General features: G+C 56.6%; 24 protein-coding genes. 4 read left to right on the top strand and 20 right to left on the bottom strand.

The features are described 5' to 3' along the window. Positions 1 to 5 precede the first annotated feature (5 nt). The 3 genes from I9187_RS07330 to I9187_RS07320 form a co-directional block, all read right to left on the bottom strand. Positions 6 to 437 carry a universal stress protein gene (locus I9187_RS07330; protein WP_171174172.1) on the bottom strand — a complete coding sequence of 144 codons (432 nt, stop codon included), beginning with the start codon at positions 435 to 437 and terminating at the stop codon, positions 6 to 8. Then, positions 434 to 3043, bottom strand: coding sequence for a TRAP transporter permease (locus I9187_RS07325; RefSeq protein WP_171174174.1), 2610 nt, complete (start codon positions 3041 to 3043; stop codon positions 434 to 436). The genes I9187_RS07330 and I9187_RS07325 overlap by 4 nt, the downstream gene beginning before the upstream one ends. Before the next feature lie 98 nt (positions 3044 to 3141). Further along, positions 3142 to 4110, bottom strand: coding sequence for a TAXI family TRAP transporter solute-binding subunit (locus tag I9187_RS07320; RefSeq protein ID WP_171089876.1), 969 nt, complete (start codon positions 4108 to 4110; stop codon positions 3142 to 3144). 396 nt (positions 4111 to 4506) lie between these two features. Between I9187_RS07320 and I9187_RS07315 the strand changes: the two genes are divergently transcribed. Then, positions 4507 to 4854, top strand: a complete 348-nt coding sequence (locus I9187_RS07315) for a hypothetical protein (protein WP_171174175.1) — start codon at positions 4507 to 4509, stop codon at positions 4852 to 4854. A gap of 127 nt (positions 4855 to 4981) precedes the next feature. Here I9187_RS07315 and I9187_RS07310 read toward each other — a convergent pair whose 3' ends face one another. From I9187_RS07310 to I9187_RS07295, 4 genes are all read right to left on the bottom strand, one after another. Beyond that, complete coding sequence (locus I9187_RS07310; protein ID WP_171619092.1) at positions 4982 to 5863, bottom strand: fructose bisphosphate aldolase; 882 nt, start codon at positions 5861 to 5863, stop codon at positions 4982 to 4984. A 73-nt stretch (positions 5864 to 5936) separates the two neighbouring features. After that, entirely contained in the window at positions 5937 to 7286 is a 1350-nt protein-coding gene (locus I9187_RS07305) for a cytochrome P450 (protein ID WP_171174187.1), read from the bottom strand. Beyond that, the gene (locus tag I9187_RS07300) at positions 7283 to 8497 is read right to left on the bottom strand and encodes a hypothetical protein (protein ID WP_171174189.1); all 1215 of its coding nucleotides are present in this window, start codon (positions 8495 to 8497) and stop codon (positions 7283 to 7285) included. Before I9187_RS07300 ends, I9187_RS07305 begins: the two co-directional genes overlap by 4 nt. A gap of 62 nt (positions 8498 to 8559) precedes the next feature. Then, a complete protein-coding gene (locus I9187_RS07295) occupies positions 8560 to 9312 on the bottom strand; it encodes a cytochrome c biogenesis protein CcdA (RefSeq protein ID WP_209940125.1) in 753 nt (250 codons plus the stop codon). A gap of 106 nt (positions 9313 to 9418) precedes the next feature. Here I9187_RS07295 and I9187_RS07290 point away from each other — a divergent pair, with 106 nt between their 5' ends. Next, a complete protein-coding gene (locus I9187_RS07290) occupies positions 9419 to 9652 on the top strand; it encodes a sulfurtransferase TusA family protein (RefSeq protein ID WP_171174194.1) in 234 nt (77 codons plus the stop codon). A gap of 48 nt (positions 9653 to 9700) precedes the next feature. Here I9187_RS07290 and I9187_RS07285 read toward each other — a convergent pair whose 3' ends face one another. The 7 genes from I9187_RS07285 to purC all read right to left on the bottom strand — a co-directional run bounded on the left by I9187_RS07285 (position 9701) and on the right by purC (position 19251). Then, positions 9701 to 12631, bottom strand: coding sequence for a ribonuclease E/G (locus tag I9187_RS07285; protein WP_171176174.1), 2931 nt, complete (start codon positions 12629 to 12631; stop codon positions 9701 to 9703). A gap of 507 nt (positions 12632 to 13138) precedes the next feature. Further along, positions 13139 to 14473 carry a sigma-54 dependent transcriptional regulator gene (locus I9187_RS07280; protein WP_050603452.1) on the bottom strand — a complete coding sequence of 445 codons (1335 nt, stop codon included), beginning with the start codon at positions 14471 to 14473 and terminating at the stop codon, positions 13139 to 13141. A gap of 12 nt (positions 14474 to 14485) precedes the next feature. Further along, entirely contained in the window at positions 14486 to 16264 is a 1779-nt protein-coding gene (locus I9187_RS07275) for an ATP-binding protein (protein ID WP_171174196.1), read from the bottom strand. A gap of 36 nt (positions 16265 to 16300) precedes the next feature. Beyond that, entirely contained in the window at positions 16301 to 16969 is a 669-nt protein-coding gene (gene purQ, locus I9187_RS07270; RefSeq protein ID WP_171174198.1) for a phosphoribosylformylglycinamidine synthase subunit PurQ, read from the bottom strand. A gap of 11 nt (positions 16970 to 16980) precedes the next feature. Beyond that, complete coding sequence (locus I9187_RS07265) at positions 16981 to 18024, bottom strand: zinc-dependent alcohol dehydrogenase family protein (protein WP_171176176.1); 1044 nt, start codon at positions 18022 to 18024, stop codon at positions 16981 to 16983. A gap of 4 nt (positions 18025 to 18028) precedes the next feature. Next, a complete protein-coding gene (gene purS, locus I9187_RS07260; RefSeq protein WP_171176178.1) occupies positions 18029 to 18259 on the bottom strand; it encodes a phosphoribosylformylglycinamidine synthase subunit PurS in 231 nt (76 codons plus the stop codon). A 236-nt stretch (positions 18260 to 18495) separates the two neighbouring features. Next, positions 18496 to 19251 carry a phosphoribosylaminoimidazolesuccinocarboxamide synthase gene (gene purC / locus I9187_RS07255; RefSeq protein WP_171174200.1) on the bottom strand — a complete coding sequence of 252 codons (756 nt, stop codon included), beginning with the start codon at positions 19249 to 19251 and terminating at the stop codon, positions 18496 to 18498. A gap of 187 nt (positions 19252 to 19438) precedes the next feature. Here purC and I9187_RS07250 point away from each other — a divergent pair, with 187 nt between their 5' ends. Continuing rightward, positions 19439 to 19756 carry a DUF1476 domain-containing protein gene (locus I9187_RS07250; RefSeq protein WP_171174201.1) on the top strand — a complete coding sequence of 106 codons (318 nt, stop codon included), beginning with the start codon at positions 19439 to 19441 and terminating at the stop codon, positions 19754 to 19756. A gap of 122 nt (positions 19757 to 19878) precedes the next feature. Further along, positions 19879 to 20892 (top strand): betaine--homocysteine S-methyltransferase, encoded by a 1014-nt coding sequence (bmt, locus tag I9187_RS07245; RefSeq protein ID WP_171174204.1) that lies wholly within the window; start codon positions 19879 to 19881, stop codon positions 20890 to 20892. Between the two features lie 11 nt (positions 20893 to 20903). On the opposite strand, the gene I9187_RS07240 is transcribed toward bmt, so the two are convergent. The 6 genes from I9187_RS07240 to ccmE form a co-directional block, all read right to left on the bottom strand. Then, positions 20904 to 21680, bottom strand: a complete 777-nt coding sequence (locus I9187_RS07240) for an enoyl-CoA hydratase-related protein (RefSeq protein WP_171174206.1) — start codon at positions 21678 to 21680, stop codon at positions 20904 to 20906. 75 nt (positions 21681 to 21755) lie between these two features. Further along, on the bottom strand, positions 21756 to 22211 hold the full coding sequence (locus I9187_RS07235; protein ID WP_171174208.1) for a cytochrome c-type biogenesis protein: 456 nt from the start codon (positions 22209 to 22211) through the stop codon (positions 21756 to 21758). Next, positions 22208 to 24172, bottom strand: a complete 1965-nt coding sequence (locus I9187_RS07230; protein ID WP_171174210.1) for a heme lyase CcmF/NrfE family subunit — start codon at positions 24170 to 24172, stop codon at positions 22208 to 22210. Before I9187_RS07230 ends, I9187_RS07235 begins: the two co-directional genes overlap by 4 nt. Before the next feature lie 75 nt (positions 24173 to 24247). Further along, the gene (locus I9187_RS07225) at positions 24248 to 24826 is read right to left on the bottom strand and encodes a holin family protein (protein WP_171174212.1); all 579 of its coding nucleotides are present in this window, start codon (positions 24824 to 24826) and stop codon (positions 24248 to 24250) included. Next, positions 24817 to 25428 (bottom strand): holin-associated N-acetylmuramidase, encoded by a 612-nt coding sequence (locus I9187_RS07220; protein ID WP_171174215.1) that lies wholly within the window; start codon positions 25426 to 25428, stop codon positions 24817 to 24819. Before I9187_RS07220 ends, I9187_RS07225 begins: the two co-directional genes overlap by 10 nt. Before the next feature lie 144 nt (positions 25429 to 25572). Beyond that, positions 25573 to 26019 carry a cytochrome c maturation protein CcmE gene (ccmE, locus tag I9187_RS07215; protein ID WP_171089834.1) on the bottom strand — a complete coding sequence of 149 codons (447 nt, stop codon included), beginning with the start codon at positions 26017 to 26019 and terminating at the stop codon, positions 25573 to 25575.

Raw genomic sequence — 26019 nt, 5'->3', positions numbered from 1 at the left:
TCGGCTCAGCGCACGACGTAAACCGAAACCGTCGAATGTCGCACCACGCGCGAGGCATTGGGGCCAAGAAGGTAATCTTTGAAATCCGGTTTATGCGCGCCGATCACAATCAGATCTGATCCAGCGCTTTCAGCAGTTTTCAGGATCTCCTGATAGGCCGTTCCTGTCGCGACGACGTGGCGAATATGCTCATTCCGCTCTGCCCCAAGAGCCTTGATACACAGGGCGGTCAGAGTGGTCTGCGCCTCTTCCAGTGCTTTGTCGTGGAAGTCGGGCTCAAAGAAACCCGACACCCAGCTCTCACCGAAATCCGGTAACACAGTCACAACATCCAACTGCGCACCTTCCAAATCCGCAAGCGCGGCCGCCTTTTGGAGGACCGGCACATCAATCTCGCCATTGCTGATGTCAATGGCACATAAAACCGAACGTGTCATGCAAGCACCTCTTGTCTTGCGGCGCGGCCGCGTTGCAACAGCGCGATAAGGCCCAGAAGAACCATCGCGGGAATATAGATCAGCTGCTTAGGTGGCTGGCTGGATGGCAGGCTGACCGAGGTCAAACGCACGGCCTCATCCCCATAATAGTCGAAGTTGCCCAAATCGTCCGCAACAGGTGTGCCAAACAGCGGTTCTTCCAACTTAACCAGACCGTCCTCGGGGAACAGCAGCAGGCCCATCGCCTCGACCCGTGTAGCACCACCTTCTTCTTCGCCCACGGTGACGACAACGGTTGTATCCACCATTTCAAGCGTATCGAAGTCTGGCCCGGACACCACAAGCCGCATCTCTGTTCCGGGTGGAACCTGACCGATTGTTTCTTCGAACGCAGCAGGCTCAACCGTCTGGAACGGAGGTGAAATTCGGTCCATGAAGAAGTCCGGCCTGAACAAGGCAAAGGCCACAAAGATCAGCGCGATGCTTTCATAGATCCGGCTGTGCGTCAGGAAGTAACCCATTGTACCGGCGGTAAAGACCAGAATGGCTATGGTCGCGAATATGGCGACGATTATGCCTTCGACCCATGTCACATCGATCAACAACAGGTCCGTGTTGAAGATGAACACAAACGGCAAGGCCACGGTGCGCAAGCTGTAGAAGAACGCCGTGAAGCCGGTTTTGATCGCGTCCCCGCCCGAGACAGCAGCGGCCGCGAAGCTGGCCAGACCCACAGGCGGCGTCACGTCCGCCATGATGCCGAAGTAAAAGACAAACAGGTGGACGGCGATCAGAGGAACGATCAGCCCGCTTTGCGCACCCAGTTCGACCACAACGCCCGCCATCAGCGAACTGACGACGATATAGTTCGCCGTGGTCGGCAGGCCCATGCCCAGGATCAGGCTGAGGATACCGACCATGATCAGCATCAGGATCAGATTGCCGCCCGAAAGGAACTCGACCAGATCGGCCATAACCTGTCCTACACCGGTCAGCGTCACCGTACCCACGATCACACCCGCCGTGGCGGTGGCCAAAGCGATCCCGATCATGTTCCGCGCCCCGTCGATCAGGCCCTGCCACAGGTCAGCCACACCGTCGATAAAGCGATTGTACACATCGCTTTCGCCGCGGAAGATCGCCTTGAGCGGTTTTTGCGTCAGCAGGATCACGAACAGTAACGCGGTTGCCCAAAAGGCCGACAAACCGGGAGATTTCTGTTCGATCATCAGGAAGTAGACCAGCACGATAATCGGCAACAGATAGTGCAGACCTGCCTTGTAGATGTCAGCAATGACCGGCAGTGTGACTTCTTTGGCGTTTGGATCGTCGGGCTCAAGATCCGGCACCTGAGCGGCCAGATAAAGCAGCACAACATAGATCGCGCAAACGATCAGGCTGAGGATCAATCCCGCCGCCGAAGGTGCCCAACTGGTCACCGCATCCACCGGAAATTGCGAGCTATAGCACAGACCGGCAAACACCAAGAAGAAAGACAACATGCCGACTACGGTCCGCGCCAAATGCACATCCCGGTCGCCCAGAGTTGGCATGTTCCGCTTAACCGCTTCAAGATGGACGATATAGACCAGAGCGATGTAGGAAATCGCAGCAGGCAGGAAGGCGTGGGTAATGACCTCGACATACGAGATGCCCACATATTCCACCATCAGGAAGGCCGCAGCGCCCATAACCGGTGGCATGATCTGGCCATTCACCGAAGACGCAACCTCGACCGAGCCAGCTTGTTCGCTGGAAAAGCCCACCCGTTTCATCAACGGAATGGTGAAGGTGCCGGTGGTTACAACATTGGCAATCGACGAACCCGAGATCAGGCCAGTAGCAGCCGAGCCCACAACAGCCGCCTTCGCAGGACCGCCACGCAGATGGCCAAGCGCCCCGAAGGCCATCTTGATGAAATAGTTCCCTGCCCCGGCCTTATCCAACAAGGCCCCGAATAATACGAACAAAAAGACGAATTTCGTGGAAACGCCAAGTGCGATGCCAAACACGCCTTCGGACGTGATCCACATATGGCTCATGGCCTTTTTCAGGCTCGCGCCCTTCCAGCGGATCACCTCGGGAACGTATTCGGATGAACCAAAGAAAACATAGGCCAGAAAGATCGTCGCGATGATCGCCATGGCTGGGCCAAGCGCACGACGCGCGGCCTCAAAAAGCAACAGCAAACCGCCCAGAGCGACCCACTTGTCCGTATCATCGGCCAGGCCGCCCGCATTGACGATCTTGTCATAGAAGAAATAGCCGTAAAGTGCGACGAACGCGCCCAAAAGACCCATAATCCAGTCCTGGATCGGGATATAACCGCGCGGGCTTGATTTTAACGCCGGGTAAGCCGCAAAGGCCAGGAACATCGCAAAGGCCAGATGGAACTGACGCGAGTTGTTCACAACGCTTCCGGGAAGAACATAGTTCGAAATCGGCGAGGCCAGAACAACCTGAAAAATCGACCAGATCGCCGCCACGATGGCCAGAAATATCCCTACATTCCCGACTGGATTACGCCCACCGGCGTCGGAAGATGCGACCAGATCCTGAAGCTCTTCTTCGGATAGCGGACGATTGGATTGTGTGTCGGAACTCATGCAATGTCTCCCCGTCACGGCCTTTTTCGGCCTTTTGGAACCCCGTTTAACACGGGTTGCGTGCAGGGCGCCCGAGGGCACCCTGCGTCAGGTCTGGCTTACTGAATCCAGCCTTTTTCTTTGTAGTACTTCTCGGCACCCGGATGCAGCGGTGCCGACAGGCCGTCCGCGATCATCTCTTCAGGCTTGAGGTTGGCAAATGCAGGGTGCAGCTTTTTGAAGTCATCGAAGTTCTCGAAGACCGAGCTGACAACCGCGTACACAGCGTCTTCCGACACGTCCGCCGAAGTCACAAAGGTTGCGCCCACACCAAAGGTCGACGTGTCGCCGTCAGATCCACGGTACATGCCACCGGGAATGGTTGCGGTGCGGTAGAACGAGTTGTCGTTGACCAGTTTGTCCACAGCTTCCCCGCTGACATTCACCAGAACCGAGTCACACGCGGTGGTGGCTTCTTGAATCGAACCCGAAGGGTGACCGACGGTGTAAACCATCGCATCGATCTGGTTGTCGCACAGTGCGGCCGACTGTTCAGCCGCCTTCAGTTCGGTCGCCAGTTCGAAATCGCCCGTGGTCCAGCCCATTTCACCCAGCAGAACCTCCATTGTGCCCCGCTGACCGGAACCGGGGTTGCCGATGTTGACGCGCTTACCTTTCAGATCTTCGAAATTGGTGATGCCGGAATCTGCGCGGGCCACAACGGTGAACGGCTCGGGGTGAACCGAGAATACCGCACGCAGGTTTTCGAACGGGCCAGCCTCTTCAAACTTCGAGGTGCCGTTATAGGCATGGTACTGCCAGTCGGACTGCGCCACACCAAACTCCAGCTCGCCTTCGCGGATGGTGTTGATGTTGTAGACCGAACCACCGGTCGATTCGACCGAGCAGCGCACGCCATGTTCCTTGCGGCCCTTGTTCACCAGACGGCAGATTGCGCCCCCTGTCGGGTAATACACGCCGGTTACGCCACCGGTGCCGATTGTGATGAACTCTTCCGCATATGCGGCCGGCGCCATCATGGCTGCGGTCACAAACGCGCCGAGGCTCAGTTTGCTGCTGTTTTTCATGTGTTAACTCCCACTTTTTTATCTGGCAGTTGGAACCCAAATAAGTCGTCCTGCTCAGGGAAGCGTGCCGATAATACAAACCGGCCCGTCCCGCAACAGGTACAACTCTTTGAATTTTCCATTGTCTCCCAACCCTTAAGAGGTTTCATTCAGAGACACCGATTGTCAAGGCCAGCGCCAAGATTGATCCCGCCAATCCGCATATATGAGCTTAATTTCCAAAGTTTCCCCTTCGGCCTGCCAGAAACCATCCTGTTTTCCTGGCAACACTTTAAGTTCAAACATACGCCTCATTCCTGGCGCAAATAACAGGCACCTGCACGCCAGGTTCGGTCATAATGATTGCCCATTTTGCCGGACCGAGCGAACAGAAAACCCCCAAATTTGGAACTCGAAATGGCAAAGAAATACCTCTGCGTGCTCGCAATAACAGCGATGGCGGCCACTCCGGCTTTGGCCAAGAGCACACTACACAACGATGATTTTTCGTTGGAATGTGTCTCGGATGTAGATGGCAGCAACGTTACATTGAAAAGGTCAGGCGGTTCGGACAAAGGTTTCATTTCCACAGGTGATCTTGAAGGCGAGGCTGCAATTTACCCTGTCGGAGAATCGATGACATTTCTGCTGATGCAGGACGGACAGGTCGTCACATTTGTGGTGAACTACGACAGTTTGAAATACGATATGATGGTCAAAGGTGCGGCCCAGAAATTTGATCGCGGCACCTGCCCCGCGTCCTGAAGCACGCACAAGGCCGAAGTCTATACTTCTCTTACACTGTGTTGATTTCAACTGGTGGAATTCAGACGCACGGTTGAAACAGAAAAAGCGGCGCAACTGCGCCGCTTTTATCTTTTATTTCTGAATGTTAGGCCGATGCCTTAAAGATTTTATCTATGTTGCTACCCAAAGCTGTATTGAACTCGGCATCAGATTGCTGTTTCGACAGACCTTCAGTCAGCGCACGCGAAAACGACGCGATCATCTTGCCGTTCTGACCCAGCAGATCACACGCTTGTTCGGTCGAATACCCACCTGACAAAGCAACGACGCGCACGACACGCGGGTGATCAGCCACTTCATCATAAAGGTTTGCCGTGCTCGGGATCGTCAGTTTCAACATGACGTCCTGCCCCTCGGTCAACTGATCCAGGTTATTCAGGATTTCTGCCTTCAGGATCTCTTCCGCCTCGGCCTTGGTTTCCGAGTTGATGTTGACCTCGGGCTCGACAATCGGAACCATCCCTGCCGCAACAACCTCGCGGGCCACGTCAAATTGCTGTGCCACAACGGCAGCGATGCCTTCGGCGTTGGCTTCATGAATTACCGAACGTTCCTTGGTGCCAAACACACCCTCTGCCTTGGCCAGCGTTTCGGCCAGACCCGGGATCGGTTTCATCATCTGGACGCCATTGGCAGTCTCTTCCAGACCTTTGTCGATTTTCAGGAACGGAACGATGCCTTTGACCGACCAAAGGTAATCTGCAACCTTGCGGCCGTCGATTTCTTCACCCAGCGTACGTTCGAACAGGATCGCACCGATCACTTTGTCCTTGGTGAAATCGTCCGCCAGAATGATCCGCGCGCGCATGTTCTGGATTTCGCCGAACATCTCTTCTTCCGACGCGTAAGCCGACGCGTCCACCCCATAAAGCGCCAGCGCCTTTGGGGTCGATCCACCGCTTTGATCCAGTGCGGCGATAAAGCCTGCTCCGTTGGACATCTGCGCGCGCTGTTCTGCTTTGGACATAATGATTTCCCGTTCAAGAATGATTCCGATTTCATTCCTCGAATACAGCACGGCGATGGACGATGGTAGTTTGTTAGCGCTCAACCAACCTCAACCATATCCCGTCCTTGGACCGAACGGTCAGATGCGCCACCGGAACCGGTGTTTTTCCGGGGATTGTTTCGAATTTGAATTGGCGCAACAGCATCGACAGGATCAAGGGCCCCTCAACCATCGCAAACCCCGCCCCAGTGCACACTCTTGGTCCGGCAGAGAACGGAATGTAGGCATTGCGTTGACATGTTTTGCCGTTCTCTGTCTTCCAGCGCGAGGGATCGAACCCGTCGGGATTGTCCCAAAGCCTTTCTTGCCGATGCAGGTGCCACGGGCTGACTACAATTTGTGCACCCTTCGGAACCTCTCGATCGCGAAACTGTTCAGGACATTGCGTTTCTCGAACCATCATTGGCACCGGTGGATAAAGTCGCAACGCTTCGCGAAACACATCTCGGATGACATTCAGCCTGGACATGGTCGAAAAGGACGGGTCCAGGTTTGCCTGTGCCTCTTCCGCGACCATCTCTTGCCAGTCGGGGTACAGCGCCAGCAGATAAAGCGTCCAGGCCAGGGCCGAAGCGCTGGTTTCATGGCCCGCCAGAAAGAAGATCGCGACCTGATCAATCATCTCGTCGGTTTCAAAACACTTCCCCGTGGCGGGATCGGGTGTTGTCATGATTTTTGTGGCCAGATCGTTTGGTGCCGTTCCATCAGCAATGGCCGCAGCGCGATCCGCTGTAAGTTTCTGGATCAAACGCCTGATATCATGCGCATTCCGCCGCGTGTCGCCGGCATGTAGACGAGGAACCCAACGTGGCAGAGGCAAAAAAGCCGCAAGGTTCAAAAGCGGTTGCCGCCTTTGATAGGCGCGGAATTTCTGGAATACTTCGGCTGCGATTTCATGTTCGATAGGCACCGAAAACAGTGTTCTGAAAATGACATCAGCGGCGACATGGCTGGTGATTTCCTCTACTTCAACCTCCGTTCCAACACTCGAATGCAGCCGATTGGCGCAGGCTTGTGAGGCATCTCGCATCGCTGGAAACGTGTCTTTTAACCGCCCGCCTTCAAACGCTGGATCAATGATACGACGTTGTCGCCTCCATGCCTCACCGTTTGTCAGAAATACAGACTCACCCAAAAGCGGCCGCAAACCTTCGCTGATCCGGTTAGACTTCGGGAAATCTTCGGGCCTCTTTTTCAAAACCAGATCAACCAGTTCCGGCTGATTGATCATGTAAGATATAAAGAACGGCGTTCGAAATTCCGCCATCCATGCGCGATAGAGCCGTTGGGGCTGTGCTGAAAGCAGGTCTTTCCGAAACAGTCTCAGATACTGCCACAGCGAAACTTTGTCTGGGCGTGGGGTCGGTTTTGGCGGGATCATGCGTGAACCGTAGTGTATTTTGAAACGGGCTGATCAATACGTGACGGTGAAGGCGCGCGCCCGGCAAATCGTGCAGCCAAGGTTTGGGGGCCCGCGGTGATCCGAAAATAATCGTATGCACCCGGACGGTCAAAGGCGCAGAGATACTGAAAATGCAGCTTGAAGAACCGCCAGCGATCCGCCTTCCAGCGCTCAGGTGACAGTGTTTGTGTAAACGCTGCGGACAAAACCAAGGGCCATTTCTTTTCTGGGCTGCCCACACCGCTGACCGCAACCGGGTCGCATAGCGCAAAGGCGCAGCCATCGCCGGGTGCGGTTATATCGACCCATGCCACGGTGGGTTGCTGGGATAGAAACAGCAAATCCGCGCGTAAACGGTGTGCGTTTGGCAGGAACGAAACCATGGGAACCACCTGCCCCAAAGTCAGAAACGACAAAACCGGGCCTCGGTCATACACGCCACAATCGCGGATCAGATCGGCCAGCACCGACACACCCAGATGCGCGCCAGAGCTGTGGCCGATCACCAAAACCTCGTCTACCTTTTCAGTCAAAGCGTCTTTGATCAGGTCTTGGAATGTGTCCAGCCGCGCCTGCAACTGCGGCGGAGTTTCCCCCTTCAACTGCGCAGAATACGCGTAGTCATGCATCAGGTAATAGGCAAACAGCCGGTTGTCGATTGTGCGAAACCAACGCAACACGGCATAAGCTAGGACACCCACCGGAACCAAAGCCCACGGCCCGACCATTGGGGCAAGCAGTTTCGCCGTCGCCCACGCAACCAGCAGCGCGGCCAGCAGTTGCAAAAGCAGCATGCCTACCGGATACAGTGCAGCAATCACCGGCCCTTTCCTCAGCCCCATCAACCGACGCAGAGTACCCGTTGAGATGTAGGTCCAAGCGGTTCGAGCCAGTTGCAGATAGGTGGACAGGATCGATCCCGTCATGCTGTCCCGCACGATGTCCGACCAGACCAGCACATCGACATCCGTGTGCACCCGTTCACCATCCTGAACCGAGGTGACACGCCAGCCAAAAACTTCGGACCGCTGCTTGGCTGAGACAGAAATCTCGTAGCCGGAAATCTCGGCTTGGGCCTGTGACTCAGACCGATACAACTCGCGATATCGTCGGGGCGGAAAGGGATCATAACCGGGTATGTAAAACACCCGACGTTTGCGCACCCGAGGCTGATTTGTCTGACTGCTCATGCCCTTACCTTCTGTCGTGCAGGTTAACGCAGGCTTGAGGTCAAGGTAAGGGGGTCAGCGGCTCATCCAAAATTTGCCAAAGCCGGGAAGGTTTCCAGTAACCACCAGCTGAACCGGGTAAAGAGGCCTGTGATCAACATGATACCCACGAACAACAGCAAGCCGCCCATAACCTTTTCGATCGTGTCCATGTAAGGCTTGATGCGGTTCATAACGGTCATAGAGCGATTCAGGAACATGGCCGCCAGAAGGAATGGAATGCCCAAGCCTGCCGCATAGACGCCCAGCAACACTGTACCACGCGCCACTGACGCCTCATTTGCTGCTAGCGAAAGGATTGCACCTAACTGAGGCCCAATGCAGGGCGTCCAGCCAAAAGCAAACGCCAGACCCAGAATATAGGCGCCAAAGACCGAGCCACCGGAATCACCTGTTTCGATCCGCGCTTCGCGGTCCAAAAACGGAATTCGGAATACGTTCAGAAAATGCAGACCGAACACGATCACCACTGCGCCCGAGAGCTTGGCGAAAAGCACCTGATTTTGCAGAACAAACGCCCCAAAGGCCGACGCGGTGAAGCCCAAAAGCAGAAAGACGGTCGACAGCCCCATCACAAAAAACAACGCCGACAGGGTTGCCTTACGCCGCGCGCGGGCTTCATCCTGCATCTCGTTGATTGTGACGCCGCTCATATACGCCAGATAGGGCGGCACAATGGGCAGCACGCAAGGCGATAGAAAGCTGATCAAGCCGCCCAGAAGGGCGACGAACATGGCGGGGATCAATCCCGCGTCTATGATTTCAATTCCGAACATGTCTCTGCACATAAGTGATGAAGGTCGATCCGTCACGGGGCCATTCAGTCACATCCTCGTGGTTGGAATCTGGACAATATTTCAACTTGGTCCTATCCCGAATGACATGACCGAGATTACAGAAACGTTGGACGCCCTTGGGCTTTTGTGTCCTCTGCCCGTCCTCAAAGCCCGCAAACGGCTTAAATCCTTGCCTGCAGGGGCCGTACTGCGTGTTTTGGCCGATGACCCGGCGGCTATCGTCGATGTCCCGCATTTCTGCGCCGAGGCTGGGCATACATTGTTGTCGCAAGATCTTGATGGGGCGCATCAGATTTATTTGATTCAAAAATCTGTCTGAAAACCCCTGCCCCAACGAAAAAAGGCGGGCCCATCAGCCCGCCTTTCATTATTTACCCAACGACCACCATCCGCGCCGTTTCGGCTTGGCAGGTCCCGGTTCCGGTTCTTCCGCTACGGTTTCCAGCACGGGTTCGGGCGTTTCTTCCACTGGCGCTTCTGCGGCGGGCTCAACCTCATTCGCAGTAGGTTCTTCAACCGCTTTTGCTGCGGTTGATTCTACATCCGCAGCGGGTTCTTCGACGTTTGCATTCGCACCGATGGCTTTGTCGGCCGCATCCGCAACGCTGGCCTCTTCGGCAATCACCGGTTCTTCAACCGCAGCTTCAGATGCCGCATCAACCGCCACGCCTTGCTCCCGAGCGACCTCTGTTACGTCGCCCTCAGGGGTTTCGGCAACTTTTTCAGCCGCAGGTGCATCCGTTACCGTCTCAGCTTCGGCAACTGCTGTTTCAGCCTGTTCGACCGTTTCTTCTGCTATTACGTCTTTCTTCCGACGACGTGGCGCGCGCTTGCGCTTGGGCTTGGCAGGTTTTTCTTCGTCAGCGGCTTCTGCCTCGACAACCTCAGTCGCAGCTTCTTCATCGGTGGCCTCGCCCTCAGAAGCCTCCTGTGTCTCGTCGTCATTGCCGTCGCTGGATTGCTCTGTCGCATCCCCATTGCCCCCGCCCTTCTTGCGGCGACGACGACGGCGCTTGCGCTTGGGCTTGGATTCCTCCTCTGCCTGGGCAACTTCGTCTTCGGCGACTTCTTCGTCCGACGAATCCACCAAATCCATCAGTGATGCATCGACGGATACAACAGGCGCAGTGGCTTCCGGCACAATCCGACTGGCGGTCTTGAATTTCTCCATCGAGAAATCGGGGCTGACCAAATGAACGTCACCCTCGATCCGCACCGACAGACCGTACCGCGCCTCAATCTGTGCAATGTGCTCGCGCTTTTGATTCATAAGGAAGTTGGCGATGCTGACAGGGCAGCGCACCAGAACCTCACGCGACCTACGGCGGGTTCCTTCCTCTTCGATCTGACGCAGAATCGACAGGGCCATATTGTCGTCCGAACGGATCAAGCCGGTTCCATGACAGGCCGGGCATGGCTGAGTCGTGGCCTCGATCATACCAGGGCGCAGGCGCTGACGGCTCATCTCCAACAGACCAAAGCCCGAAATCCGGCCAACCTGAATACGCGCCCGATCAGTTTTCAGCTTATCCTTCAGACGCTTTTCAACCGCTGCGTTGTTCTTGCGCTCGTCCATGTCGATGAAATCGATGACAATCAGACCGGCCAAGTCACGCAGACGCAATTGACGGGCAACTTCTTCGGCGGCCTCCAGGTTGGTCTTCAGCGCGGTTTCCTCGATCGAGCCTTCCTTGGTCGCCCGACCCGAGTTCACGTCGATCGCCACCAAAGCCTCAGTGACACCGATCACAATGTAGCCACCGGATTTCAGCTGAACCGTCGGGTTGAACATCCCTGCCAGATAGCTTTCGACCTGATACCGCGCGAACAGAGGCAGGGCATCCTCATACCGTTTCACGTTCTTAGCGTGAGACGGCATGATCATTTTCATGAAGTCCTTGGCGATGCGGTATCCGCCCTCACCCTCGACCAGGACCTCGTCGATATCGCGGTTATAAAGATCGCGGATCGACCGTTTGATCAGGTCGCCTTCTTCATAGATCTTTGCAGGCGCAATCGATTCCAGTGTCAGGGCGCGGATCTGCTCCCACAAGCGCTGCAGGTATTCGTAGTCGCGCTTGATCTCGGACTTGGTGCGCTTGGCGCCCGCTGTACGAATGATCAAACCGGCCCCGGTCGGGACATCAATGTCCGCGGCAATTTCTTTCAGTTTCTTGCGGTCGGCGGCGTTGGTGATTTTGCGGCTGATACCGCCACCGCGCGCAGTGTTCGGCATCAATACGCAATAGCGACCGGCCAAAGACAGGTAGGTTGTCAGTGCAGCGCCCTTGTTGCCGCGCTCTTCCTTGACCACCTGCACCAGCAGGACCTGACGAACCTTGATAACTTCCTGAATCTTATAGCGACGCGGTCGAGGTTTGCGCGGTGGACGGATGTCTTCGCTGTCATCCTCATCCGCTACGGATTCAATTGAATCATCCTTCGAAGACGCATCGGCCCCCGTGCCTTCGGCACCTTCTTCATCCGCGTCCTGATCATCGGCGGAGTCTGAGGAGGTTTCAGCCGAGGTATCATTATCTTCAACAGCCGAAGCCTCTGCCGCTTCCTCATTCGCTTTGTCCGAAGCTTCCTCGGCTTGATCTACGACATCTGCTGACGCCTCATCCGAGGTTTCAGCAGGCTCTTCGGTGGTCTCACCAGCAGCGTCGTTGACCCCTTCAGCTTCATCAGTCGCGTCATCGACCTCAACAACAGCCGCTTGCTCAGCGTCGTCAGATACAGCGTCCGACGGGGTCGCATCGCTGTCTTCCGGCTCTTCTACCGGTGTTTCCGCGACAATCTCCATGGGCGAGGTTCCCTCGGGCACCTCTGCATCCGTATCTTCGCCGTCGGCCAGATCGATGGTTTCCATACCAGTCGGCTCGGATGAAACTTCCATCGTTTCAACCGGATCGTCCGATTTCACATCGGCCGCCTTGGACCGCGACCGAGACCGCCGTTTCTTGGGCTTGGATTCTTCGGCTTCATCACGCGCCTTCATCGCCTCGGCGTAGGCGCGTTCTTCCTCCATCAATGCCTCACGGTCGGCGACGGGGATCTGGTAATAGTCCGGATGAATTTCCGAAAACGCCAGGAATCCATGCCGGTTCCCGCCATAATCGACAAACGCCGCCTGAAGCGACGGCTCAACCCGTGTTACTTTTGCAAGATAGATGTTGCCAGCAAGCTGGCGCTTGTTTTCGGACTCAAAATCGAACTCCTCGACCTTGTTTCCGTCGACCACCACGACGCGGGTTTCCTCCGAGTGGGTGGCATCGATAAGCATTTTCTTAGCCATGTTTCCTTGGTGCACCGCGCCAAACGCGTTGTCCTGACCTGTCCAGGCGGACAGGCGCATTTGGGGAGGTGTCTTGTCAGGGCGATTTCGGACGGCGCGCGGCAAGGTCTGGCGCTGTGGCCCCCTGCCCGTTCTCTCAATCGTTGCGCGCGCGTCATCGCGGTTCTTCTCCGACAGGCGCGTATGACCGCTGCCTGCCCATTTATTCCTTTCGCCCAAGGGTCCTGGGCTCAGGTACTACACTGCCCCGTTCGGGGCACAATCGGCCTGCTGAACCGCGAGGGCTTGATCCTCATCAACAGATCAGCAGCGAAACTCAAAAATTCGGGTCTTATGGGCGTCAAATTCGCCTGGCCCGTTCACACACCATAAAAGCAACCCTGTGGAAAAGACAATGGGCAAACTGCATTCCGCGAAAATGCGCGCGGGCGGATCCCTTTCATCTGGCTAAAAATACCTCGGGGGAGTCGCCCAAGGCGACGGGGGCAGCGCCCCCATTCGCGTCACTTAAAGATAGTCTGAACGCTGAAGACCATATTTGGCCATTTTTTCATTCAGCGTCCGGCGCGGCAGGCAGAGTTCGTCCATAACAGACGCAATCGAGCCTTTGTGGCGGCGCATCGTATTGTCGATCAGCATCCGCTCGAACGCTTCGACATATTCCTTCAGCGGCTTACCTTCGGTGGTCATCACCGGCTGCATCTCTTCATGGTCCGACATCAACAGCGACGCAATCGTTCCCGATCCACGGCGCGATTGCAGCACGGCGCGCTCGGCAATATTGATCAATTGGCGCACGTTGCCCGGCCAGGGCGCTTGCAACAGCTGCGCTGCTTCCTGAGCGCTGACCTGAGGCGCATCACAACCGTATTCCTCGGCAAACTGCTCGCTGAGGCGCGTGAAGAGGGTCAGAATGTCCTCACCTCGCTGACGCAGTGGCGGCATCGTGATCCGCAACGCGGCCAGTCGGTAAAACAGATCAGGGCGCAGAACATCCTCAGAGGTTTTTCCCGCTTCCTGCAGATTCGAAATCGCAACGATCCGGGTCTCGGCAGGCGTGCCCTGCTCGTTCATCACGCTCAGCAGCTTGGCCTGTAACGTATCGCTCAGCGCCTCAACATCTTCCAGCACCAGCGTGCCACCGCGCGCTTCTTCGATTGCGGGCAATTGCGCATCCTCGGGCATCATCGGGCCAAACAACCGTTTGGCCAGCGCATCTTCCTCGAGCGCTGCGCAGGATACCAAAACAAACTTCTTGCCCGCGCGGCTGCCCACCGCATGCAGCGCATGCGCCACCAGCGTCTTGCCGGTTCCGGTCTCGCCGTCGATCAACACATGTCCGTCGGCCTGCCCAAGGTCCAGAATATCCTCTCGCAACCGCTCCATCACCGGGCTGGCACCGATCAGCTTATTCATGATCTGCGTGCCACCCGACAGCTCGCGTCGCAGTGCACGGTTGTCCAATGTCAGGCGACGGGCATTGCTGGCGCGCTTGGCCAGTTCGGACATGCGATCGGGATTGAATGGCTTTTCGAGGAAATCGAACGCACCGACACGCATCGCCTCGACCGCCATTGGAACATCACCATGTCCGGTGATCATGATCACAGGCAGGGTGCTGTCGGCGCCCATCAATTTTTTCAGAAGCTGGATGCCATCCATCCCCGGCATTTTGATATCCGAAATCACGATCCCCGGGTAATCCGGCCCCAAAACCTTGAGCGCATCTTCCGCACTGGCAAAGGTTTCAGTGTCATATCCGGACAAAGCAAGCCACTGGCTGATCGACTGGCGCATGTCCTGTTCGTCATCCACAATGGCAATTTTCATGGCCTGTGCCATAGTCATTCCTCGTTATTCCGCGGCCTCAAGGCCGTCGCTTCCCAGTGCTGGCAACTGCATTTCAAACACCGCGCCGCCGTATTGTGCATTGCGCGCAGTCAGCCGTCCTCCATGGTCGTTCACGATCCCAGACGAGATAGCAAGCCCCAGACCTACGCCATCTCCAGGCTGTTTGGTGGTATAGAACGGCTCGAACAGGTTCTCGATGTCCTCGATGCCGTGCCCGTTGTCACGCACGGTCAGGACCGCCATGTCGCCCGCCGCCAGGATGATTTCCACATCCGGCTCTGCTACTGATTTGGTGGCATCCAGCGCATTTCGCAAGAGGTTGACCATCACCTGCTCGATCCGCATCCGGTCCCCCATCACCATCACAGGTTCTTCCGGCAGGATCTGAGTGATCTTCACATGACGCTGACGCAGTTGCGGCTCCATCATGGACAAGGCCGAGGCCAGCGCTTCACCAAGATTTACAGGCGAAAACGCATCCGCCCCTTTGCGGGCATAAGACTTAAGCTGGCGCGTGATCGCACCCATCCGTTCGATCAGGCCATCGATGCGCCCAAAGCTGGCCAGCGCCTCTTCCGGTCGGTTGCGCCGCAACAACAGACGCGCCCCGGCGAGATATGTTTTCATTGCAGCCAGAGGTTGATTGAGCTCGTGACTGACCGCAGCCGACATCTCGCCCAACGCCGCCAATTTCGAGCTTTGCGCGAGGGTCTGTTCTGCCAAATCCAGCGTCTTTTCAACCCGTTCCCGCTCAGCAATTTCTCGCTGTAGCCGCGCGTTCAATGCGCGAAGCTCTGCCGACTCGCGCTGAAACAAGGCCATGCGCAAGGTGGCCCGACGGCTGAGCGCATAAAACGTAAGCGCCAGAAGAATCGCAAACCCCATGATTTCCAGCGCGAGCACGCTGTTCACCTTTTCGCGGATCGACTCAAAGGTGGTGAACGACGTCATTTGCCAACCGCGAAATGGGATGCGTGTTTCCATCCGCATCACCGCCTCGCCTTGCAGGTACGCGTCAGGTGGCAAAGCCGTCCAGTCGGTTGTGGCCCGAATGGCGCGTTGAATTGCGCCCTGTGGCGGTTGGCGCAGCATTGCCGTGCTTTCTTCCAAGCCGCGCCAACGTGGCTCGGTAGACAGGATGATCGTTCCGGTGCTGTCCGTGACCATCACCGCGTCTGATATACCGGCCCATGCGCGCTCGAATTTCTGAAGATCCACCTCAACAACGATGACACCCAGAATTTCCGATCCATTTTCCAGTCGCCGGGAATACACAAAACTGTATCCGCCGGATTCCTTCGGAATGACGGAAAAAATTGTCGCGTTCGATCGGACGGCGTCCACAAAATATGCGGTATTTCTGTGCCCTTCGCCTAGTCTGTTCCGATCGGTCGCCGCGACTGTCCGACCGTCGCTGTCCAGCAGCATCAAGGATGCGGCGCCTATTTCTTCTACAAAAGAGATCAACCGCTGCGTTGAAAGCGTGTAGTCACTGGATTGGAGGGCGGAAATCAAGGTTGGGTCACGAGCCAGCAACTGCGGCACGATTGAGTTTCGTCGCAATTCGCTGAGCAAGTTTCCGGAATACAAGGCCAGCCGTAGTTCAGCCCGGTTTCGGGTGGATTCCGTGAACCTGTCAGTCAACAGGCGGTTGGTAATCCAGACCGTTGCGATTGTTGCGACTAGCAACACCAGCACAGACAGGCGCAGCCGCCAGCCCAGTGGCGCACCACGAAACGGTTTCAACAGATTTGACCAGGCTGATCGCACGTCCGAGTTCATGTCCAGACGTTACGCGCGGGCGCGCGTGACCTCAAGTCACGCCGCTTCAAACACGCCCGACAATGCGCGGAACAGCGCCGCCCCGTCGGTGCCACCGTGACCTTCGTCAGCGGCCCGTTCGGGGTGCGGCATCATTCCCAGCACACGGCGGTTTTCCGACAGAATGCCTGCAATATCACCCACCGAACCGTTGGGATTCTCGGTATAGGTGAACGCGATACGGTCTTGATCCTGCAATGCCGACAGCGTTTCGTCGTCCGCAAAGTAATTGCCGTCGTGATGCGCAATCGGAATGCCGATCACGTCACCCGCATTGTAGCCGGCGGTAAACACGCTATCGCTGGTTTCAACCTTCAGGCCCACTGATTTACAAATGTACTTCAGCCCGGCATTGCGCAGCAACGCGCCTGGCAGGATACCCGTTTCTGTCAAAACCTGGAAACCGTTACAGATACCAACTGCATATCCACCACGTTCGGTATGATCCACAACCGCTTTGCAGATCGGTGACTTGGCAGCGATGGCCCCGCAGCGCAGATAGTCGCCATACGAAAAGCCGCCCGGTACGCCCACGATATCTACACCGTCGGGCAACGCTGCGTCTTTGTGCCAGACCATATCAACCTTGAAACCGGCCTGCTCAAAAGCGACGGCGAGGTCTCGGTCACAGTTGGATCCGGGGAATACGATTACGGCTGCGCGCATGGCGGGCCCTCCTACGAGACAAAATCAGTAACCACCGCAACGCCCGGAGGGGTCGGATGATCAAAGGCGGCAAGCTCAGCGCTTACCTGGTTGAGAGATATTTTACGCGTGACCAGTGGGCTCAGGTCGATCCCGCCCCCTGCGATCATCGACAACAAGGACGGATAACGCCAGCTTGGCATTCCCCGTGTACCGAAAACAGAAAGCTGGCCAGAGTACAGCACATCCATTGGCAGTGCCATCTGGGTGTGATCCCCCGCAGGCATTCCGATCTGCACCATGCGCCCCAGTTTGCGAAGGGACCGCATCGCGGAGACAGTCGTCACTTCAATGCCCAAGGCTTCAATTGCAACGTGCGCGCCGCCGCCAGTGATGTCCTTCACGGCTTGCGACGCATCACAGGTCGTCGCATTCACGACCGCGTCCGCGCCCAGAGACATGGCATAATCCAGCTTGTCGTCTGCGATATCGACCACCACAACCCGTGTACCAAGGGCCTTGCCCAACAGCAGGGTCGAGATTCCAACGCCACCGCCACCAAAGACCGCAATCCATTCCCCACCCTGAACCTGCGCCCGTCCGACCAATGCCTGCCATGCTGTCGTCACCCGGCACCCAAGGGCGGCCGCCACTTCGGGCGCAATGCTGTCGGGCAACAATGTAAGGTTAGCATCCGCATGGGCTACAGCAATGTATTCGGCAAAGGCGCCATCGCAGGTGAACCCAGGCACAATCTGATCGTTGCAGATTGTCTGATGCCCCTGCGCACAATCCGCGCAATGTCCGCAAGCCAGAATGAAGGGAGCAATCACCCTGTCGCCAACCCGCCACCGGGTGACGCGGGGGCCAACCGCAACAACCTCGCCACAGTATTCGTGACCGGGTGTCATCGGAAGGATTACGTCCGGGTCCGCGCCTGACCACGCATGCCAATCGGATCGGCACACGCCACACGCCAAAACCCGAACCACAACACCATCTTCGGCGGGTTCGGGGTCGGGTACCGTCGTAACCTCAAGTGGTTGGCGATAGGTGATCAGACGCGCGGCCCGCATTCGGTCAGACCAGTTCGATCTCGTAGCGTTCAATGACCGTGTTGGCCAACAGCTTTTCGCACATTTCGGTGACATCCGCTTCGGTTGCACTTTCGGTCAGTTCAAGGTCGATCACCTTGCCTTGACGTACACCTTCGACCTTATCAAAGCCCATTGCGCCCAATGCGTGCCGAACAGCTTCGCCCTGCGGGTCCAGTACCCCGTTCTTGAGCATCACATGCACCCGTGCTTTCATTTTGGCAACTCCACCTTCGGGCCGCAATCCATGGCCCATTTCGTTGCGCGGGGGATAGCGTGCCTGACCGTTTTCGACAACCCTGTTTCCCAAGCAGTTTGCCGCAGTTGTCATCAAGCGAAGCGACTCTTTCGGTTAATCACCAAGAGATGAACCTTCCGATAACGCAAAAACCAAACTGCGCCGCGGTTTTTGCCGCAGCGCAGTTTAGTTGAAACATAAGTCTCCGGAACGGATCAGTTGATCAGTGTCGGCTTGGTGACATTGGTATTCGGAAGCACACCCAACCGGCGCGCGACTTCTGAATATGCATCGGTCAGATTGCCCAGATCGCGGCGGAACACATCCTTGTCCAGCTTCTGGCCGGTCTCAATATCCCACAGGCGGCAGCTGTCGGGGCTGATTTCGTCAGCCACGATCAGGCGCTGATAGTCGCCGTCGAACACGCGTCCGATTTCGATCTTGAAGTCCACCAGCCGAATACCAACTGCCAGCATCACGCCGCTCATGAAATCGTTCACCCGCAGAGCAATGCTGAGGATGTCGTCCATGTCCTGCTGGCTGGCCCAACCAAAGGCTGCGATATGTTCTTCTGTAACCAGAGGATCACCCAGCGCGTCGTCCTTGTAACAATATTCGACGATCGGGCGCGGCAGTTGAGTGCCTTCTGCTATGCCCAGACGTTTTGTCATCGATCCGGCGGCATAGTTTCGAACGATCACTTCCAACGGAACGATTTCGCAATTGCGCACCAGTTGTTCGCGCATGTTCAGGCGGCGAATAAAGTGGTTCGGGATACCGATTTGGGTCAGGCCGTTCATAAAGAACTCGGACAGGCGATTGTTCAATACGCCTTTGCCGTCAATAACGTCCTTCTTTTCCGCGTTGAACGCGGTGGCGTCATCCTTGAAATACTGCACGATTGTGCCCGGTTCGGGACCTTCATACAGAATCTTGGCCTTACCTTCGTAAATTTTCTTGCGACGCGCCATAAGCGACCTTTCCAGTCTGAGCAGAGGGATTGAGTCCCCTCTCGTTGGCGTCCTCATAGTGCAAGCCCCCTTTTCTCGCAAGTTCATGTACCCGAGAGGCTTTGACGCAGCGCAAATACCTTGCGCACGGGACGTCGTATGGTCATATCATCAGGAAACAAGATGTAACCCAAGAGGTCCTCACCCAATGACCACGTTCGACGAACGCGAAAACGCCTTTGAAGCCAAATTTGCTCATGACGAAGAAATGCAGTTCAAGGCCCAAGCCCGCTGCAACAAACTACTGGGCCTATGGGCGGCAGAGAAACTGGGAAAAACCGGTGCCGATGCCGAAGAATACGCAAAGACGGTTGTAATCGCCGATTTTGAAGAAGCCGGGCACGAGGATGTTGTGCGCAAGGTTTCAGGCGATTTGGGTAGCTTGTCCTCGGATGACGAAATTCGGGCGAAAATGGCCGAGCTTTTGCCAGAGGCCAAAGCGCAGGTTCTGAGCGAGACCGACTAAGCGATTAGCGCCTGACTCATGATCTTCATGAGTTTTATGAATTTGATTTGACGCCCCTGTCGTGTGACATGGGGCGTCTCTATTTTTTAACGGCGATTTGCGCCTTTTTCTGGAATACCCCAATGACAAATGCGCTGAGCAAGCTTCTGGACACCAATGATGCCATTCTGGCGGATGGAGCGACTGGAACAAACCTGTTCAACATGGGCCTGCAATCCGGCGATGCGCCTGAACTCTGGAACGTGGACGCTCCCGAAAAAATCAAAGCCCTGTATCAGGGTTCCGTCGATGCGGGCAGCGATCTTTTCTTGACCAATACGTTCGGTGGCACATCGGCGCGGCTCAAATTGCATGACGCACAGAATCGCGTGGGCGAACTGAACCGCATCGGTGCGGAACTTGGGCGTGAAGTTGCGGACAAGGCGGGACGCCCCGTTGTGGTCGCTGGATCCGTTGGCCCGACCGGCGAGATCATGGAACCCGTCGGAAGCTTGTCTCATTCCGAAGCGGTGGAAATGTTCCACGAACAAGCCGCAGCACTGAAAGAAGGCGGAGTGGATGTGCTGTGGGTCGAAACCATCAGCGCGCCCGAAGAATTCCGCGCCGCCGCCGAAGCGTTTGCGCTGGCCGATATGCCCTGGTGTGGCACCATGAGCTTTGACACAGCGGGTCGCACAATGATGGGTGTCACCTCGGCTGATCTGGCGCAACTGGTTGAAACGCTGCCAAACCCGCCCATCGCATTCGGAGCCAATTGTGGAACCGGCGCATCGGATATTCTGCGCACTGTTCTGGGCTTTGGCGCACAGGGCACGGAACGTCCTCTGATCTCAAAAGGTAACGCGGGCATTCCGAAATACGTGGATGGCCACATCCACTATGACGGTACACCCGAATTGATGGGGCAGTATGCAGCTATGGCGCGCGACGCAGGTGCTACGATCATTGGCGGTTGCTGCGGGACCATGCCCGATCACCTGCGCAAGATGCGCGAGGCGCTGGACACCACATCCCGCGGCGAGCGCCCCACCCTGGAACAAATCACTGATGCGCTTGGTCCGTTTACTTCGGCCTCGGACGGAACCGGCGATGATGCTGCACCCGAGCGCCGAGCGCGCCGCCGCCGCCGCGCCTAAATTCGACCTATTCAGCGCCCTTCGAATTTCGGAGGGCGTTTTTCCATGAATGCCACCACACCTTCGGCGAAATCGCGCGAGCGACCGCATTCGCCTTGCAGATGCGCTTCGGTCGCAAGCTGCTGAGGCAGGGTGTTTTCATATGTCCCACGAACAGCTTGCTTGATCGCGCCATAGGCGGCGGTCGGACCTTTGGCCAGGTATTCCGCCCGTTTGCGCCAATGCGCAGCGAAGTCTTCATCAGGGATGGCCTCCCAGATCAGACCCCAATCATCTGCCTGCCGTGCGCTGATCTTGTCAGCAAACAAAGCCGCCCCCATCGCCTTGGCCAGCCCCATTTGACGTGGCATGAACCAGGTTCCGCCAGCGTCGGGCAGCAACCCGATCCGAGCAAAGGCCTGCAGGAAATAGGCGCTCTCGGCAGCAATCACTACATCCGCGCACAGGGCAAGGTTGGCTCCTGCCCCAGCCGCAGCTCCGTTCACGGCCGCAATCGTTGGCACCGGACAGCTGTGAATCGTCTCCAGCATCGGCTCATATTCGTCCCGCAACGAACGTTCCAAGTCAATCTTGCCGGTTGACGACGCATCACCCAAATCCTGTCCCGAGCAAAAAGCAGGTCCAGCGCCGGTGATCACGATGCACCGGGCTCGGGTCGCCGCATCTTTCATTGCGTGAGTGATTTCAGCTCGCATCTGAGTTGTCAGAGCGTTCATCTTGTCAGGTCTGTTCAATGTCAGAACTGCCAGCCCGTCAGAAATATCCAGAACAACCGTTTCGTATTTCATGAAAACCCTCCCGTCGCGCCTTGCGTTTTTGCACACTTACTGACCCAAACGGGATGGGAAAAGCAGAACCAAACGTCAGTCTTCAAGAATTCGGCGCAGGCGTTCCTTTTCGTCCTCACTCAGCGTCGTGCTCTCAACTGAAGCGTGGGCTTTGGCGCGGTTGCGCAGAAAGTTCAGCCCGACCCCGGCTGCAATCAGCAACATGATGGGTCCGGCGAGCCAAAGAAACAGGTTCGAACCGCTGGTCGTCGGCTTCAGCAGAACGTATTCGCCATAGCGATCTACGATAAAGGCAATTGCCTCTTCATCGCTGTCACCCGCGACCAAACGCTCACGCAGCAACAGGCGCAAGTCACGCGCAAGATCTGCATTGCTTTCGTCGATGCTCTCGTTCCGGCAAACAAGGCAGCGTAGGCCAGTGCTGAGGTCGCGCGCCCGCTGTTCGAGGACCGGATCATCCAGCACCTCGTCGGGCTGCACCGAAAACACGGGTGTCGCCAGCAGCATTAGGATCAGTACAAGGCGTTTCATTCTGCGGGCACTCCGCCAACCGGGGTTTTTCTGGCCCCAGCCGCAACACGGAATCGTCTGTCACATAGGCTTAGGATACCGCCTAGCGACATTAGAATGCAGCCACCCCAGATCCAGTTTGCGAGCGGTTTGATATAGGTCCGCATGACCCAGCCCCCATCGGCCTGCTGATCGCCGATCACGACGTAAAGGTCGCCCAGGAAACGATAGTCGATCGCAGCCTCAGTCGTGGGCATACGCGCCACCGGATAGTCGCGTTTTTCCGGGTGCAGGGTGCCAATCAGACGTCCATTCTTTTCAACCAGGACATCTGCCGTGGTCGAGAAATAGTTCGGCCCCTCAACCTGCCGCACATCTTGCAGGGTCAGCGTGAACTGCCCCACCACGAACGGCTTGTTGGGTTGCGCCACGCGAATATCTTCGGCCTCCCACGCAGTCAGACCAGCGACCGCGAAGATGGTGACGCCCAAACCGGTATGAGCAACCGCTTTTCCCCAATCCGCGCCCGGCAAACGGAACAGGCGCTTAAGGCTGCCATTGCGGCCTGTGCGGCTCCACAAATCAAGCGCTGCACCAAAGGTGATCCAGGCCCCAAGGAACAGCCCAACCGGCCCAAGCGCGCTGCGTCCGGTTTGCATCGCCCAAACCAGCAGAGCAATTGCCAGCGCAAGGCCAAAGGCATAGCGCAGCGACCACGCGGTCTTGCCAATCCTTCCCCGCTTCCAAGGCAACATTGACCCAATCGGCAGGATCAACCCAAGCAGCACCATGAACGGAGAGAACGCCGCATTGAAGAACGGAGCACCGACCGAGAGCTTCCGGTCGAACATCATCTCAGCCACCATCGGCCACATGGTGCCTACGAACACAACAAAACAGCTGACAGCCAGCAGCACGTTGTTCGCCACCAAAGCGCTTTCGCGGCTGACCATACCAAACACACCCTTGGCCTCCATCGCTTGGGCGCGCGCGGCAAACAGCGTCAATGCCCCGCCGATAAAGAACACCAGGATCATCAGGATAAACACGCCACGTTCGGGATCGGTTGCAAAGGCATGAACAGACGTGAGAAGCCCAGACCGCACAATGAATGTGCCGATCAGTGAAAATCCGAATGCGATGATTGCCAGCAAAATGGTCCAACTTTTCAGCGCCTCGCGCTTTTCCACAACGATAGCCGAGTGCAACAGCGCGGCTGCCAGAAGCCACGGCATGAAAGAGGCGTTCTCAACCGGGTCCCAGAACCAGAAACCGCCCCAGCCGAGTTCGTAGTACGCCCACCAGGACCCCAACGCGATCCCGATCGTCAAAAAGACCCATGCTGCCAGTGTCCAAGGCCGCACCCACCGCCCCCATGCGGCGTCGACGCGGCCTTCGATCAGGGCGGCAACGGCAAAGCTGAACGCCATACTCAGCCCCACATATCCGAGATAGAGAAACGGTGGATGGAAGGCCAAACCGGGGTCTTGAAGCAGTGGGTTCAGGTCGCGCCCGTCAAACGGCGCAATTGCAAGCCGGTCAAACGGGTTTGACGTGAACAAAATGAAGGCAAAAAATGCGACAGCAATTGAAGACTGCACGGCCAACACACGTGCCTTAAGCGTTGGCGGCAAACCGCCCCCAAAAAACGCAGCCATCGCACCGAACAAGGTGACAATCAGCACCCAAAGCAACATGGACCCTTCGTGGTTCCCCCATGTCCCACTTATCTTGTAGATCATCGGCTTGGCCGAGTGGCTGTTCTCAACCACGATCCTCAGGGAAAAGTCGGACACGACGAAAGCCCAGATCAGAGCACCGAAGGAAAATGCCGTTAGCAGGAACTGAACAATGGCCGAAGGCTCGGCAAATGCCATCCATCCGGTCCAACGTTTCGAGGCACCGATCAGGGGCACCACGCTTTGCACGATTGCGACAAAGAAGGCGAGAATTAGGGCAAAGTGGCCGAGTTCTGTAATCATGCCCCGGAATATACTCCGGGGCCAATCCGGGGGCCAATAACTTTCGCCAGATCCGGGGGCACATAGTGTCGCGGGTCAGGTCCCACGACGCTTGCGCCAGTCTTCCAGCGCAGGGTTGGCATCAGGGCGCGTGATGTCTTGCGTCAAAGCTGAATCCGGGCCAGGATCCGCAGCCCCCGGGCTGTCGGCTCGCAGGGCGCGCAACTGCTCGATATTGTTCAGGACGGCAGGCAATCGCAGCATTGAAACACCGATATCCCTTTGAAACTCCTGCATCTTCACCTGATGCCGTGCTCCAAAGTAAAAGGAAACGATAACGCCCAACAACCACCATAAAGGTTCCGGCACCAAAGCCATGCCTTGCATCCTAGCCGCAAACCACAGCGGATCGACCATGGCCGCGATGAACAACCCCAGCGTCCCCAAGGCCAAAGCCGGACGTGGCAGTCGATTCACACCATCCATAAACCGGTCAAATGAACCTTTTTGCGCAGTTTGGAATTCACCACCAAATTGCAACATGGCTTGCGCTTGAACCTCGGCTCCTCTCTGCGCGCCTGCTTCGGCGTTTTCGCGGTAAAGCTCAACGGTTTCTCTTACCCCATTGCGTCCATTCCCAAACAACAGCGCCAAGACGCCCGAGATCAATCCCATGCTTCCACCCTTCTTTGAAACGCGTCATCTGACATGTGATAGCGGTGCGACAGAAATTCTTCGGCGCGTTTAATCCAGCCACCTTTGCCCCCTGACCGGCTTTGCGCATATTTTCTTAACGCCGGTCGTCGATCCGCCAGACGAAAGTAGTAATTCCGCCGCGCAATCCCGTATGCATCCCGCAGTGTGGATGGGTCCGGCTGGGCTGCACTTACACAAGCTGCTGCGGTCTTTGGACCAATCACGCCATCCACTGCCACATTGAAGCCCATGTCTCGCAAAAGTCGTTGCAAGATTTTCACTGCCTGAGATCCGGCGTTCACATACATGTCAAAGACCGAAGCGTGCAGCACATTCGGCAACGACGAAACACGTGGCTTATCAAAGTAATGCTGAACAAAGATGTCGACCGCTTTTTGCCGCGTGAGCAACCGCACGTCGGCAACATCCACAGCACCATCGCCAGTCAAATCCAATCCCAGACGTCGCATTGTGTGAATGGTCACACCGTATTTCGTGGCACCGCCGGGGTCGTCCGGATCATCCACAAACCCGCCTTCTCGTGCAACGATGTCTTCTGCGATCTGCCGAACCGTTTGCATGACATCCCCCAATTTTAACAATCGCGGCAACGGTCCGACAAACCTGTTAACATCCAGAAACGACAAAGGGCGCTGCAGTTTGAATACGTGCAACGCCCTTTATTCTTTTGTTCAATGGCTACATTTGCCCGAGAAGCCCGACGATCAGCTGCCTTCCGCTTCTTTGTAAACACCTTGCTCTTTCAGCGCGTCCATTACCTCTTTCGGCATGTAAGTTTCGTCATGTTTGGCAAGGATTTCAGTTGCTTCAAACACGCCGTTTACGTAGCTTCCGGTGCCAACCATGCCTTGGTTCTCGGTAAACAGATCCGGCAGAACGCCCGTGAACGAGACCGGGACACTCTCCCCCCCATCCGTAACCACAAAATGAACGGTTTCGCCCTGCCCACGAATGATCGAGCCTTCTTCAACAAGCCCGCCTATGCGGAACACCTCGGTCGGTTTGGGCGGCTCCGCAATTACCTCGCTGGGCGAACGGAAGAAATTGATGCCATCCTGCAAGGCCCACCCAATCAACGCCGTCGATGCCACCAAGGCAACGACCGCTACCAAAATGACTTGTACTCGACGACGTTTCTTAAGCGTTTTCAT

The organism is Ruegeria sp. HKCCE4148 (assembly GCF_017872495.1).
In the GTDB taxonomy this organism is placed as follows: Bacteria; Pseudomonadota; Alphaproteobacteria; order Rhodobacterales; family Rhodobacteraceae; genus Ruegeria.
This window is presented reverse-complemented; position numbering and strand designations above follow the sequence as displayed.

What these genes read in the sequence shown, in the direction of transcription:
- I9187_RS07330 (WP_171174172.1), bottom strand. Translation starts at nt 437, where the DNA reads ATGACACGTTCGGTTTTATGTGCCATTGACATCAGCAATGGCGAGATT.
- I9187_RS07325 (WP_171174174.1), bottom strand. Translation starts at nt 3,043, where the DNA reads ATGAGTTCCGACACACAATCCAATCGTCCGCTATCCGAAGAAGAGCTT.
- I9187_RS07320 (WP_171089876.1), bottom strand. Translation starts at nt 4,110, where the DNA reads ATGAAAAACAGCAGCAAACTGAGCCTCGGCGCGTTTGTGACCGCAGCC.
- I9187_RS07315 (WP_171174175.1), top strand. Translation starts at nt 4,507, where the DNA reads ATGGCAAAGAAATACCTCTGCGTGCTCGCAATAACAGCGATGGCGGCC.
- I9187_RS07310 (WP_171619092.1), bottom strand. Translation starts at nt 5,863, where the DNA reads ATGTCCAAAGCAGAACAGCGCGCGCAGATGTCCAACGGAGCAGGCTTT.
- I9187_RS07305 (WP_171174187.1), bottom strand. Translation starts at nt 7,286, where the DNA reads ATGATCCCGCCAAAACCGACCCCACGCCCAGACAAAGTTTCGCTGTGG.
- I9187_RS07300 (WP_171174189.1), bottom strand. Translation starts at nt 8,497, where the DNA reads ATGAGCAGTCAGACAAATCAGCCTCGGGTGCGCAAACGTCGGGTGTTT.
- I9187_RS07295 (WP_209940125.1), bottom strand. Translation starts at nt 9,312, where the DNA reads ATGTTCGGAATTGAAATCATAGACGCGGGATTGATCCCCGCCATGTTC.
- I9187_RS07290 (WP_171174194.1), top strand. Translation starts at nt 9,419, where the DNA reads ATGACCGAGATTACAGAAACGTTGGACGCCCTTGGGCTTTTGTGTCCT.
- I9187_RS07285 (WP_171176174.1), bottom strand. Translation starts at nt 12,631, where the DNA reads ATGGCTAAGAAAATGCTTATCGATGCCACCCACTCGGAGGAAACCCGC.
- I9187_RS07280 (WP_050603452.1), bottom strand. Translation starts at nt 14,473, where the DNA reads ATGGCACAGGCCATGAAAATTGCCATTGTGGATGACGAACAGGACATG.
- I9187_RS07275 (WP_171174196.1), bottom strand. Translation starts at nt 16,264, where the DNA reads ATGAACTCGGACGTGCGATCAGCCTGGTCAAATCTGTTGAAACCGTTT.
- purQ (WP_171174198.1), bottom strand. Translation starts at nt 16,969, where the DNA reads ATGCGCGCAGCCGTAATCGTATTCCCCGGATCCAACTGTGACCGAGAC.
- I9187_RS07265 (WP_171176176.1), bottom strand. Translation starts at nt 18,024, where the DNA reads ATGCGGGCCGCGCGTCTGATCACCTATCGCCAACCACTTGAGGTTACG.
- purS (WP_171176178.1), bottom strand. Translation starts at nt 18,259, where the DNA reads ATGAAAGCACGGGTGCATGTGATGCTCAAGAACGGGGTACTGGACCCG.
- purC (WP_171174200.1), bottom strand. Translation starts at nt 19,251, where the DNA reads ATGGCGCGTCGCAAGAAAATTTACGAAGGTAAGGCCAAGATTCTGTAT.
- I9187_RS07250 (WP_171174201.1), top strand. Translation starts at nt 19,439, where the DNA reads ATGACCACGTTCGACGAACGCGAAAACGCCTTTGAAGCCAAATTTGCT.
- bmt (WP_171174204.1), top strand. Translation starts at nt 19,879, where the DNA reads ATGACAAATGCGCTGAGCAAGCTTCTGGACACCAATGATGCCATTCTG.
- I9187_RS07240 (WP_171174206.1), bottom strand. Translation starts at nt 21,680, where the DNA reads ATGAAATACGAAACGGTTGTTCTGGATATTTCTGACGGGCTGGCAGTT.
- I9187_RS07235 (WP_171174208.1), bottom strand. Translation starts at nt 22,211, where the DNA reads ATGAAACGCCTTGTACTGATCCTAATGCTGCTGGCGACACCCGTGTTT.
- I9187_RS07230 (WP_171174210.1), bottom strand. Translation starts at nt 24,172, where the DNA reads ATGATTACAGAACTCGGCCACTTTGCCCTAATTCTCGCCTTCTTTGTC.
- I9187_RS07225 (WP_171174212.1), bottom strand. Translation starts at nt 24,826, where the DNA reads ATGGGATTGATCTCGGGCGTCTTGGCGCTGTTGTTTGGGAATGGACGC.
- I9187_RS07220 (WP_171174215.1), bottom strand. Translation starts at nt 25,428, where the DNA reads ATGCAAACGGTTCGGCAGATCGCAGAAGACATCGTTGCACGAGAAGGC.
- ccmE (WP_171089834.1), bottom strand. Translation starts at nt 26,019, where the DNA reads ATGAAAACGCTTAAGAAACGTCGTCGAGTACAAGTCATTTTGGTAGCG.